Below are 12,230 nucleotides of genomic sequence, written 5' to 3'. Positions count from 1 at the left end.
CCTCCCGACGACCGGAGGCAGGCTTAAGCTCTACCTTGGCAGACTGTCTGTCTTGTAGATAGAGAGCGCTGAACAGATAGAGAGTGCTAAGTTATTTTTCCGGACTTGAAGTACACTCACCCGCCGTGGGAGTGTGATGGCAGCGGACTTTGCGCATCAGTTTCAGTGCTCGCGCATCATACAAGCCTTCATTCATCAGACTGATGCGTGATTCCCTCATAAAATCATCATACTCAGCCTGCTTCTCTGTCGGAATAGACACCCAATACTGCTGTGGTATGGCCGCCTCCGCACTTTGTACCATCTTTACCATTTCATCAAACCGGCTCTGTACATAACTTCTCATTTGCTGTCCAAAGCCCTCGGGAAACTGTTCCCAGGCAATCAAAATCTGCATGGAAGTGTGTAGTAACGGATAGGTCAGAATTCCCCCTTTCTCCCCCACTCCCTTATATAGCTCCAGAGTTTCGTATGCGACCGCCGGCGCAAAAATAATATCCACCCCACCGTTATTAAAATATCCGGCAAAGTTACTCAGGCTGGCACCGACCACCGAACCACCGACCCGACGCACCATATTGACCGCAACCGGATCGTTATCCAGAACAGCCATCTTCTTGCCCTGGAATTTTTCGATATTGTCGATGGCCCGATCACGTACAAAAATGAAAACCGAACCAACTGGAAGAATCCCCGCCACTTCAAAACGCCCTTCTCGCATTAAGCTGGCCGCTTTAGGTGCCGCCAGGGTGGACAGGATGGTTTTCAATTCCGGCTGACCCGGTATTGCACCTACGGCTCCCAGGGTCCCGGTAAATGAATTGAACTGGCGGGCAGTGACTTCCGTCACCAGAACAGCATCACATTTACCGGCCTTGAAGTCGTTGGCGGCGATTTTATCGTCCGTATAAGCTTCCAGTTGAAAATTCACCCCCCAGGACAGTGACTTCGGCTGGGCGTCCTTCATCATGGTCACCACAGGGCCACCAGCTCCAACAGGATCCCAGACACAAAAGTGCCTGACCGGCAGCTCCGCAAACGCAACGGTAGTATTCAAAAGGCATAACAGCGATACGACAGAAGTGAAAACAACAGGTGATAACAGACGGTTCAACCTGCTCATGGGAGTATCCTTTGAGGTTAATTATTATTGGACAATTCAGACATCATTCTGCCAAAAGCCTTCAAGGGAAAACGTGACCTGTACCTCCCGCTGTCAAATATGCAGCGATGAACCACGAGATCCCGCTGGCTTATGAGGCTTTACGCACGCCTAGACGCCGACTATGGGCGTACCTGGGGATAAAGAGCATGAAAACTACAAATGTGCATCGAGAGAAGCAGCAAATGTGCTTGGAGGAAATGCAGACGTGTCTGGATAAAAGCAGCAGGCGTTTTTTGATAAAAAGGCGTGCTCAGATATCAACAGAAGGAAGCGCTTCCAGCCAGTTTAACTGTTCCAGTACCGAATAGAACGATCCACTGACAGGAGCATGAATCGTGATCGGATTCTGATGGATTGGATGTGCCAAGGTCAGACTGTAGGCATGCAACAACAAACGATGATTACCGAAATGATCGGCAAACAACTGATTGTGTCGAGCCTTTCCGTATGTAGTATCGCCAATGATTGGATGGGAAAAGGATTTACAATGTCGACGGATCTGGTGGCGACGTCCCTGATCCAATGTAAATTCCACCAATGAATACCGGGATGTAGGATAACGATCTACAGTGTAGGGTAATTCGCAGGTCGCCAGACGCCGAAACCGGGTAACCGCGCTTTGCGGCTCCTTATCAGGATTAACCATTTTGTCGCCGTACTTATCCCAGGGCTCTTTCAGGGCCTTATCATAGACTCCGTTCTCTTCAATAATCCCCCTGACTACTCCCAGGTAACACTTGACCGCCCCCGCCCAACCGGCGGTTACCTGTTGTGCAACTTCTTTGCTGAGCGCAAAACAGAGCACGCCGGAGGTGGGTTTATCCAAACGGTGAACTGGATACACATAGCGACCGATCTGATCCCTGAGGATCTGCATGGCAAAGCGGGTTTCGTGCCGGTCAATTTCACTGCGATGCACCAACAGGCCACTGGGTTTATCGATGATAACCAACCACTCATCCTGATACAGGATGTTCAATTCCTCGCGCGGCTGGGAGTCCGCAGATAAAAGCTCAGTCTCCATGACTTATAGCTCCCGGGTATAGCGTTGCACCACTTGATCCGTTTCACCGTCAATCATCTGGTTGATCTTGTATTGAATATAAAATGCATTGAACAGAAAGGTCAGAAATGCATTGCACCAATACTTGTGTCCACGACTTACTCCCAATAGAAGATGCAATCGATTCCTGATTTTGAATATCCATACCAAAAACAGAATATTGCAGATGAGTGCGAACATGTCATACAGCATTAACATATCCACACGCTCGGGATTCGACTGTGCAAAGAGAGCAACGCCTACATAGACCAGAAAAGCGGAAACTGAAAAGTTCATCAACCCCATCGAGATACCCGATGCCCCGAGCTGCCGGTTCAGCATCTGCGATCGGCTATACATCCAATAGGCAAAATACAGTCCGAAAGACAGCATGGACAACGCGACAAACAGCACCACACTCAAGCGCGGAAAATCTGCGATTCCCGGTGATTCCTTACCGTTTTCTTCTGGAGGTCTTTCTTGATGTTCTGAGGGGTCGTTGTTTTGCATAAAGTTCTGTAAAAATTCTGTGAGAGTAAGCAGTTCTATTACTGCTCTATAAGCGAAGCGGGCATCATTGAATACTGCCGGTTCATTCCGATGAAAATCGTAGTTCAGCGGAACTCGGCAGTTTAACGAAAAAAAACGCGGCAGCCTACTTGGCTGACGCGTTTTCGTTACCAGCACCTCTTGTCCCGCATCTCCTGACGGCGTCAGTATTCGGGAAAGAATTCTCTTGCTAGCTGGTAGTAGCGCCTGTCGCAGTCGATGCAGCCGTTGTAGAGGCGCCGGTATCTGCCGCTGGTGCTGATGCAGCTGATGCCGAAGCCGCACTGGCTTTCTTGGCTGCGGGCTTCCTCGCTGCGGGTTTCTTCGCGGCGGGCTTCCTGGCAGCAGGCTTTTTCGCTGCCGTAGCTTTAGCGGCAGGTTTAGCAGCCGAAGCTGTTGCAGCCTTTTTAGCGGCGGCAGGCTTACGTGCTGCCGGCTTCTTCGCTGCTGGTTTGGCTGCCGCGGCTTTGGTTGTGGACCTCTTAGCTGCAGCAGTTTTAGCAGCAGGTTTGGCTGCTGAAGTTTTCCTGGCTGTTGTTGCCTTGGATGCAGCCGCTTTGGTTGCAGCAGGCTTCTTAGCCGCGGTCTTTCTTGCAGTGGTCGTTTTCTTCGCTGCAGCTGTTGTCTTCTTGGCTGCTGCAGTTGTTTTCTTCGCTGCCGTTGTCTTTTTAGCTGCAGTCGTCGTTCTTTTCGCAGCAGTGGTTGTTTTCTTCGCTGCTGGCTTTCTGGTAGCAGTGGTTTTAGCTGCCGTTTTAGCCGCTGCGGTTTTCGCTGCCGATGTCTTGGATCCGGGCATTACCGCATCCAGCATTTGCTTCTGGAAATCCAGAACCGCACCAAAACGTTTTTCAACATCCTGCTGCCATTTCTGCATACTTTGAAGTTGCTTCTGCTGAAGCTCTTCCATTCGTTTAAAAACTTTCTGCATGGACTCTTCCACATGAAGCTCAGCCTCAGCTTTGGAGATCCAATGATTGACTTGTTTATTCAGTTTATCCTGAGTACTCCGCATTTCGGTGATTACCTTATCAAAGATATTCTCGAAACCGAGTTTGCTTTTCTTACTTTTAGCGGTTGGCATAATTCCACCCCATTTTGTTCGCCCCTTCGATAGAAGTCACATAAGAAGTGATTCATCTTCCCTATTTAAATGTAACCCGTATCGCGAAATTGTCTAGATATTGAGCATGAATATTTGCACTTAAGTGCTTGCCAGACACTGATTTTGGCTTTTTTAGTCCAAAAATATGATGTGCAAAATCCTCTTTGGGTGAATAAAAACAATTGAGGGATAAAATTTTCCGGAAAATTGAGGGGAATTATCGACCAATGAAACCGGGCAAAATCATCGATTTCACATGCTCGGTATTCAATGGTCTGATTATAAGAAGGAATTTTTGGGAGAAATCAATAAATCTAAATAATTCATCACATTACAGACATACAAATAACGCCGAATTAAGCGGCAAACAAATCATCCACTTCGATTTCTACCCATTATCGTTCCCTGGGCAATGGCACATAACCTCTCCTCGCCGTCATCCAGAACCCAGATATCACATCGGCAGACAACACTTCTGCTGCCTTTATTCAGAGCATCGGCCCGAGCAATTAATCGGCTGCCCTTCGCCGGGGCGATATAATTGATTTTAAACTCCATGGTCAGAGCATCTCCGAACAAACTTCCTCCTGCAAAGGTAAGAGCATTATCCGCCAGATAGCTGATTGCGCCACCATGAACATACCCATGCTGTTGCAGTAGTTGTTCTGTAATCGGTAGTTCCAGACAGACAGAACCCGGCGTCAGTGACATCAGCTCAGCCCCCATCAGCTGACTAAAAGGCTGGTTGTTCAGAACCGTCTCTGCGAGTTGAAATATGTCTCCCGCGCGTTGGTGATCGGTGACTGTTTCCATCGCTCTCTCCTACTTTTTCCTACTTCCCTTACTTTTTCCACTTCCCTTACCTTTTTTACCTTCTCCTACTTTTTTTCGCTCAACCACATATTGATATCCGCCCGAACAACCATTTCCCCATCGGTGTTTTTAATTTCAACGATGACATGGCACTCGCCAGGAGAGAATTCAGCCTGGCGAAGATCACATATGCCGGTGAGATCTGTCGTGGCTTTCTTCAAATACTCAATATTCATTCCCTTGGGTATCCAGCGCAGGTGCGGTGGCAAACTCACTTCCATGGCGGTCCCCGCACAAAGCTCAGCCAGATTTCCCATGGCCAAGGCATGAACAGTTCCCAAGTGATTATGGACGCCACGTCGATTCTTGATTTTCCATATCACCCTCCCGGGTTCCAATGTATCAATCGACGGCTTAATAGAACTGAAATATGGCGCCTTAAAACACAGGGCGCGGGCAAAAAGTTTCGCACCAAACGGCAACCTGCTCATTCGGGTAAATAGCTGGATCAATGGTGGAATAAATTCTTGAGAATAGACTGCCGCCTGTGACATGATGCAAACCTTCTTAGTTGTTAGAATTAAATTCTAGAATATTATTCCAAAATGACAAAGACAAGCCCAAAATCCGACGCGACTTCACAAAAAAAGATGCCTAAAACTGAGCGTTCTAAAACCCGTGTACGTAAAGATCAGATCCTGGAAGCCGCATTAAGATGCTTCATCGATCATGGTATCGCAGCGACAACCATCGATATGATCCGCCTCGAATCGGGTGCCAGTGTCGGCAGTCTGTATCATCACTTCGGCAGCAAAGAAGCCATTGCATCCGCACTCTACATCCAGGGCATGGAAGATCATTTCCATCTTCTGCGCGAATCCCTGGAAGAATGCCGTTCGGCAGAACAGGGAGTGAAAACCATCGTCAGAACCTACTGCGAATGGATCAGTGATCATCCTGATTGGGCACGCTTTATTTTCGGCTCACGCGGAGAAGCACTCTCCGAAGAACAGGAACAAAAGTTACGCGAAGACAACAAAGCACATATGAATTTTTTGCAGGAATGGTTTCGTCCGTATCTTGAGGCAGGCGAACTCCAGGATTATCCATTTTCCGTCTATCACTCATTGCTGGTCGGCCCGGCTCAAGACTATGCCAAGCACTGGCTCTCAGGAAGATTGAAAAAACCGTTGCAGGATTATACGGAACTCTTCTGCAACGCCGCCTGGGAAACCGTATCCCCCTGATCGACTTTCCCTCACCGGCATTGTGTATTTATGTCGCTCTCCTGGTTTTGCTGTACACGGAAGAATTCCGAAGTTTGGCTACACTTGTTCTTAAAGCAATCAATTTCAAGAGCAAGAGTATTCAATTTTATGAACCATATGAATTGATCCAGGAGTTTACCGAATGCCACCCTTTGACGATAAGAGTGCCGATCGCCAGCAGCGCGCATTGGATATGCGTGAGCAGTCACTCAAACGCAAGGAGCAAAACCTGGTTCGCCAGGAAGAACAGGTAAAGCAAAAACTCAAAGCCAGTGATGACAAGCACCAAACGCTCAGGGAAAAAGAGCAGGATTTACGCCGCCAGGAAACCGATCTCCAGCGTCAGCAGAGAGATATCGAACAACGCCTAAGAGACCTTGAAACCCAACAGGCGGCTCAAAAGGCTGCCGATGAAGCAAGCAAAAAAGGCCGGGGATTTCACGTCACTCTGATTGTCACCACATTATTTGTCATTGGCCTGGCAGGCTACTTTTACTACGCCACGAATCAGCACCAGGAAAAGATCCGTGAAGAATTATCCGACATGCTGGACCGGGCCAAACAACTGTCGTCTGCTTTGGAGACTTCCAGTCAGAAGAACCAGCGATTGATGGAACAATTGGATACCAGTGAACAACGGGCAACGGATACCGGTGCAGAATTGAAGCGCATTGAACAACAGAATTCGACTCTCAATACTTCACTTGCTGATACCCAGGGGCAACTTGATAAGGCACTATCCACGCTTAACGAAACACGCAATGAACTAGCCCAGTCTCATCAGAAAATTACCGACCTGGAAGGCCAGGTCAGTCAGATGACATCACAACAATCCACGTTGGACCAACAACTTTCTGATGCAAAAAGCGAAGTCACGAACACCCAGGCACAGCTCGATGAGCAAAGTGCAAAAATGGAATCACTGACGACCCAAATAGACTCGCTCACCAGCAGTATTGAACAAAGTAGTCAAACTCTGTCTGAGCAAAAGGACACTATCTCCGAGCAGGCTGCAACGATTTCCAGCCTGGAAGCAGTAAGGGATGAATTAAGGGGGGAAGTTGCCACAAAAACAGAGAACCTGGCGACACTTCAGGAGCAGCTCGACGAAGCACAGCAGTCACTGTCCACAAGCATGCAGTCAACCGAGGGATTAAATACCGACCTGGCGAACCGGGATGCACGTATTGAAGCACTCAGTACAGAGCTTAATGCTCTGAAAAGCAAGACGGCGGATCTTGAAAAACAAAAAGCTGCCCTCACAGACCAAGTGGCGGGAAAACAACAGGAAATCAATCAAAAACAGAAGCAGTTGGATACCCTCAACCAGGAACTTGAGTCCCTGAAACAACCAAGTCCTCCTCCCACCCAACCATAGGGCACCTCCGGCTAGGACCCGTTAAGGGTCCATTTTGCCTGAATGCCGAATAGATCAATCTTTGCAAACGGGAATTGAGCTAGTCTAACCATTCAGGTGCGTTCCAGTACGACCTGACAACAACCTCAAAAAACCAACAAGAAAGAGGCGTGGACATGCCCTCACTAAACTGCAGCTTCAAGGCAGCACTTGTGTTTGCCCTGGGCCTAACTTCGCTCGCATTTTCCTACACCAGCCTGGCTGATTCTCCCATCGACCACAAAGTACTGAAATCAGTTCCAAAGGCTCCGGTTGCAGAGGTTCAATATATCAGTGCCTCCGATAGCTCCAAGCTGGCTTTCAGGCAATATCTGCCACATTCCCCCAGAGCAGTATTACTGTTCTATCACAGTGCAGGTCTTCACAGTGGTATTGGATACCCGAACCTGGCATTTGAACTCGCCCGGGATTACAACATTGCCGTGTATACCGCAGATCTTCGCGGACATGGTGAATCCGCAGGTGACCGGGGAGATATCCCTTCAGTAGACATGCTCTGGAAGGATATCGATGCCATGGTGGAATACCTGCACTTTGAATATCAGGATCTACCGATTTATCTGGGTGGACACGGATCCGGTGCAGCCCTGGTTCTGAACTACATCAGCGAAGAACCTCGTTCGCCTGTGGAAGGGCTGGTGTTCCTGTCGCCTAATTTTGGCGATGACGCCAAGCTGAATCGCAAGACAGAACCGGTATTCATGGAAGAAGATGCCGCCACCAACCTGTACAGCAAGGCCACACTAGGACTCATCTGCAAGCATTGCTCGGGCTATTCCCTTAACTACCCTCATCCACTGAAGGTCAACTACCCCGGTGTGGTGACCGAACTAAGCCTGGCAACCGTGAGTGCAATGACGCCGGATAAGCCGGCACTGCAGGTCAAAAAGATCCGCAAACCATTTGTTGTCTTCACTGGATCGAAAGATGAGCTGGTCCAGGGCGGAAGGACCAAGATGTTCTTCAAACAAAATGGCCGCGAGCCCTGGTTGGAGAAAAATGAGTTGTTGAAAGGCGAGACTCACTTATCGGTCTTATTGAAAGCAGCACCGGAAATTGGTGAGTGGCTAAACGGACACAGCGAGCAACTGGCTCAGAACTGATCCGGGGCTCAGCGTACTGACCAGTATCCCATCGCACTGACCAGTGCCAAAGCCGGAGAATAAAGTTCGTTTGGTTGTTTGAGTTCGTTTGGTTGTTTGAGTTCGTTTGGTTGTTTGAGTTCGTTTGGTTGATTGAGATAGTAACCGGAAACGGCATTCATCGTATCAAACATCAAATCTCTTTGCTCCGGCGACAACATCGGCTCAGATGCCTGCTCTACATCCATATAGTCAGAGCATAATTGACTACCGGCACCAGACTTTTCGCAGTTATTCAAAAAAAGCGTCGCTGTTCTTTGGGCACCATTGATATCAATGGAAAAAGTCACGGCGTTGGCAGAAACCAGATCGCTTTGGAATGTCACCATGTTGCCGTCAACAAGATAACTTCCGGCAAATGAATTGGCGGTATTCATTTCCACCGATAATTGTTCCTGGGCAAAGGCTTCGAATGACAAAAATACTGCCAACAAAATTCCAATGATGATCATCCAGCGTAGTTCCACCACTTTGCCCCCTCGATTTACGACATTTTCTGCATCGCAGCTCCTCAGGAGAACCCTGCAACAGCCACATTTGAAACGAGAGTTTAATACACGCGTTTCAAACAGTCGTTTTATTTTTTGCAAAAAATCGTAAAACCATGAACAGGAATCGCTGTTTAACCGCCATCAGCAACTAGTCTGAATGAGCTTTTCGGTGCAATGATCTACACTTAAATACATCAAAATATCACCTTGAAAACTAACCATCGACGCGAGCATATGGAAGTCAAAATCCGCACAGCCAAAGAAGAAGACCTACCTGCCATTGTGGACATTTACAATTCGACCGTCAGTTCCAGAAAAGTGACGGCAGACATAGAACCAGTATCGGTAGAGAGCCGTCGGAACTGGTATCGGCGTCATAGCGAGAAGCGACCGCTGTTCATCATGGAGCAGGACAGTCAAATTATTGGCTGGCTAAGCTTTGAGGACTTCTATGGTCGCCCTGCCTACGACGGCACAGCCGAAATCAGCATATACATGCACGAAAAAAGCAGAGGCGCAGGACATGGGGACAGCTTCCTGCGACATGCAGTCAATAGTGCATTGGATATCGGACTGAGTCGTCTGGTGGCTTTTATTTTTTCCCACAACGAGCCCAGCATCAGCCTGTTCCAAAAATATGGCTTTGTGAAATGGGGTGAGTTGCCGGAGGTGGCTGAAATGGACGGCCAGAAATATAGCCTGTTGATTCTGGGACTGGTGCTCTAACCAGTCCCATTTAGCACAAATGAATTAGAGTGACCGCGCCACTATTTCCTTCATGATTTCATTGGTACCGGCATAGATGCGCTGCACCCTGGAATCAGCCCAGGCTCTGGCAATCGGGTATTCCCACATATATCCATAACCACCGTGCAACTGAACACATTCATCCATGACCTTGCACTGCAGATCCGTCGACCATTGCTTTAGCATGGCTGCCGTTGGAATATCCAGCTTACGCTCCATGTGCAGCTCCAGACATCTATCCAGAAAACAGCGGCCGGCTGTTATTTCAGCCTTCAGTTCAGCGAGTTTAAAACGGGTGTTCTGAAACGCCATCACCGGCTTGCCAAAGGCTTTGCGATCCTTGCAGTAATTGATCGTCCACTCAAGTGCACTTTCGCAGCCTGCAATCGCAGAAATTCCAACCAGCAATCGTTCCTGAGGCAGCTCATTCATTAGCGCCACAAACCCGGTATTCTCTGCTCCCAAAAGATTTTCAGCCGGAACTTTCACGTCCTGGAAAAACAGCTCTGAAGTATCCTGGGCCTTCATTCCAACCTTTTCCAGGTTCTTCCCTTTACTGAACCCCTCCCAGGCGGTTTCAACCAAAAACAGACTGGTTCCCTTGGCCCCTTCTTTGGGATCGGTTTTCGCCACGACAATCACCAGATCAGCGAGCTGTCCGTTAGTGATAAAGGTCTTGGAACCGTTCAAGACATAGTGATCTCCCTGCTTGATCGCAGAAGTCTTAACACCCTGCAGATCGGAACCGGCACCGGGCTCAGTCATGGCAATCGCGCCGATCATTTCACCGCTGACCAGCTTCGGCAGATATTTCTTTTTCTGGGCTTCAGAACCGTAATGCAGGATATAGGGAGCCACGATATCTGAGTGAAGACTGAAACCGATTCCGCTCAATCCAAACTTGGCAATTTCTTCAGCCACGACCGTATTAAATCTGAAATCCGTATTAGCGCCGCCGTACTCCTCCGGTAAATCGGGGCATAAAAATCCCATCTCACCGGCTTTGGTCCAGAGTGCACGATCCACCTGCCCGTTTTTTTCCCATTCACTGTGGTGCGGCACCGCTTCCTGTTCCAGGAACTTACGGAACGCATCGCGAAAACCTTCTGTATCCGAATCAAATAATGGCCGTGGCATCATAAAGTGCACCTCTCTGTTTTTATAATCCAGTTAGTGTCTCCTTAACACTCTATTTTAGCCAATGGTTAAAACATTCATTACGACTGACGAAAACAGTCACTTGAGGAAAACAGCCACTTGAGAACAAGGGAATGAATCGCTAACGTATCAAGCCAGTCAAAGATCACTGCCGAGATATCCAATGCCCCCCAACGCCTCTCCACCCACGACACCAGAGCTAAAGTCAGAGATTCTGTCTCTGATAGAAAAATTGAGAAGTTTGCAACTGGCCACACTGAATGAGAGTGGCCAGCCGGAAGCGAGTTACACCCCCTTTCTTTATCAGGCACCGGATTTCTATATTTTTGTGAGCGCACTTGCAGCACATACCCGCAATTTGATTGAACAAAGACAGTGCGGAATCATGTTGATCGAAGATGAGACACAGGCCCGAAATCTGTTTGCACGCACCCGACTGATGTTTGATATGCAAGTGGAACCCGTGGCAAAAGATTCAGAGGACTATGAGTCAATACTGGATGCCATGGAGAACAGACTTGGCAACACGGTAGGCATGCTACGGAGCCTGCCTGACTTCAGCTTGCTCCGGCTGAAATTTCAATCCGGAAGATTTGTAAAAGGTTTTGGTGCTGCTTACGCAATCAGGAATCCCGAGTTTAGTGACATTGAACAGATCACGGGCAAGTAGAGGCCAGCCTGAAACAAATAGCATTCGCGTGTAAAAAGTAGGTGCCTGACTCAAAAAACAGAGAGACAACCTATAGGTCTGCCAGCATTGATAAAAGGCCTTCACCTCAACAGCTCCAACCTCTTTTGGGTGGCGTTTATCTATGAAATAAATAAATTGCCGAATCCAGGCTAAGTAGGCTTTCTCAGTTCTGATGCTGTATCCGCGAAGACGAATTTCTCTACGTACCGATTCCAGGAATGGGCTCGCTATATCGTCACTTTCCCTGTGAGATTAAAAGCTGGTTATATCCACAGCATATCGTCGAGTTGTCAAGAATCGTGCTCGTTTTGTCAGTACCACTGGCACGGTTTGTCATCTTCCTAATTTAGAAAAATTAGGGAATTCAATAAACTGGACGTAGATCCATTTAAATAACGGGACCAAGTGGGCAAGATATATGCGCATGCTCGTTTTTCCAGCGAGCCGCAAGAGTCGACTTCAGTAATTATCCAATGGAATCATGGGGCTGGAGGATGTATCTTCAGGAACTAAAATTGGAAAAACGCGCATGCGCGATATACAAATAATGATATGGACGCTCCCTTTCTATACTGAACAGGCCGAGAAGCTGGTTAAATCTGGAGGGAGATATTATGAAAGGTATATCCGTTATTGGTATTGATT

General features: G+C 48.1%; 13 protein-coding genes and 1 pseudogene. 5 read left to right on the top strand and 9 right to left on the bottom strand.

Translation table 11 applies throughout. The features are described 5' to 3' along the window. Positions 1-91: 91 nt before the first annotated feature. The 6 genes from BTA51_RS15920 to BTA51_RS15895 form a co-directional block, all read right to left on the bottom strand. Positions 92-1,123, bottom strand: a complete 1,032-nt coding sequence (locus BTA51_RS15920; RefSeq protein WP_094708964.1) for a putative solute-binding protein — start codon at positions 1,121-1,123, stop codon at positions 92-94. A 292-nt stretch (positions 1,124-1,415) separates the two neighbouring features. After that, positions 1,416-2,189, bottom strand: a complete 774-nt coding sequence (locus BTA51_RS15915) for a pseudouridine synthase (protein ID WP_094708962.1) — start codon at positions 2,187-2,189, stop codon at positions 1,416-1,418. A 3-nt stretch (positions 2,190-2,192) separates the two neighbouring features. Next, on the bottom strand, positions 2,193-2,717 hold the full coding sequence (locus tag BTA51_RS15910; RefSeq protein ID WP_141215613.1) for a DUF4234 domain-containing protein: 525 nt from the start codon (positions 2,715-2,717) through the stop codon (positions 2,193-2,195). A gap of 229 nt (positions 2,718-2,946) precedes the next feature. Further along, positions 2,947-3,837: a transcriptional regulator gene (locus BTA51_RS30200; protein ID WP_168188198.1), complete on the bottom strand. Its 891-nt coding sequence runs from the start codon at positions 3,835-3,837 to the stop codon at positions 2,947-2,949. Between the two features lie 393 nt (positions 3,838-4,230). Further along, the gene (locus tag BTA51_RS15900) at positions 4,231-4,671 is read right to left on the bottom strand and encodes a PaaI family thioesterase (RefSeq protein WP_094708956.1); all 441 of its coding nucleotides are present in this window, start codon (positions 4,669-4,671) and stop codon (positions 4,231-4,233) included. A 65-nt stretch (positions 4,672-4,736) separates the two neighbouring features. Beyond that, positions 4,737-5,225, bottom strand: coding sequence for a hotdog fold domain-containing protein (locus tag BTA51_RS15895; protein WP_094708954.1), 489 nt, complete (start codon positions 5,223-5,225; stop codon positions 4,737-4,739). 51 nt (positions 5,226-5,276) lie between these two features. On the opposite strand from BTA51_RS15895, the gene BTA51_RS15890 reads away from it, so the two are divergent. The 3 genes from BTA51_RS15890 (at position 5,277) to BTA51_RS15880 (ending at position 8,459) form a co-directional block, all read left to right on the top strand. After that, positions 5,277-5,918, top strand: coding sequence for a TetR/AcrR family transcriptional regulator (locus BTA51_RS15890; RefSeq protein WP_094708952.1), 642 nt, complete (start codon positions 5,277-5,279; stop codon positions 5,916-5,918). A 163-nt stretch (positions 5,919-6,081) separates the two neighbouring features. Continuing rightward, positions 6,082-7,317 carry a hypothetical protein gene (locus BTA51_RS15885; protein ID WP_094708950.1) on the top strand — a complete coding sequence of 412 codons (1,236 nt, stop codon included), beginning with the start codon at positions 6,082-6,084 and terminating at the stop codon, positions 7,315-7,317. A gap of 155 nt (positions 7,318-7,472) precedes the next feature. Next, positions 7,473-8,459 (top strand): alpha/beta fold hydrolase, encoded by a 987-nt coding sequence (locus tag BTA51_RS15880; protein ID WP_094708948.1) that lies wholly within the window; start codon positions 7,473-7,475, stop codon positions 8,457-8,459. 8 nt (positions 8,460-8,467) lie between these two features. On the opposite strand, the gene BTA51_RS15875 is transcribed toward BTA51_RS15880, so the two are convergent. Then, positions 8,468-8,968, bottom strand: coding sequence for a hypothetical protein (locus BTA51_RS15875; RefSeq protein ID WP_141215612.1), 501 nt, complete (start codon positions 8,966-8,968; stop codon positions 8,468-8,470). A gap of 255 nt (positions 8,969-9,223) precedes the next feature. Between BTA51_RS15875 and BTA51_RS15870 the strand changes: the two genes are divergently transcribed. Beyond that, positions 9,224-9,715, top strand: a complete 492-nt coding sequence (locus tag BTA51_RS15870; RefSeq protein WP_094708944.1) for a GNAT family N-acetyltransferase — start codon at positions 9,224-9,226, stop codon at positions 9,713-9,715. A gap of 24 nt (positions 9,716-9,739) precedes the next feature. Here BTA51_RS15870 and BTA51_RS15865 read toward each other — a convergent pair whose 3' ends face one another. Beyond that, the gene (locus tag BTA51_RS15865; protein WP_094708942.1) at positions 9,740-10,876 is read right to left on the bottom strand and encodes an acyl-CoA dehydrogenase family protein; all 1,137 of its coding nucleotides are present in this window, start codon (positions 10,874-10,876) and stop codon (positions 9,740-9,742) included. 181 nt (positions 10,877-11,057) lie between these two features. Here BTA51_RS15865 and BTA51_RS30665 point away from each other — a divergent pair, with 181 nt between their 5' ends. Next, positions 11,058-11,564: a HugZ family protein gene (locus BTA51_RS30665; RefSeq protein WP_094708940.1), complete on the top strand. Its 507-nt coding sequence runs from the start codon at positions 11,058-11,060 to the stop codon at positions 11,562-11,564. Positions 11,565-11,663: 99 nt separating this feature from the next. Here BTA51_RS30665 and BTA51_RS30800 read toward each other — a convergent pair. Next, positions 11,664-11,801 (bottom strand): annotated as a pseudogene (locus BTA51_RS30800) (phage integrase N-terminal SAM-like domain-containing protein); the annotation flags it as partial. Between the last annotated feature and the right edge of the window lie 429 nt (positions 11,802-12,230).

Source organism: Hahella sp. CCB-MM4 (assembly GCF_002260525.1).
Lineage (GTDB): Bacteria > Pseudomonadota > Gammaproteobacteria > Pseudomonadales > Oleiphilaceae > Hahella.
Note: the sequence above shows the minus strand (reverse complement) of the source record. Positions and strands in the feature narration are given on the sequence as shown.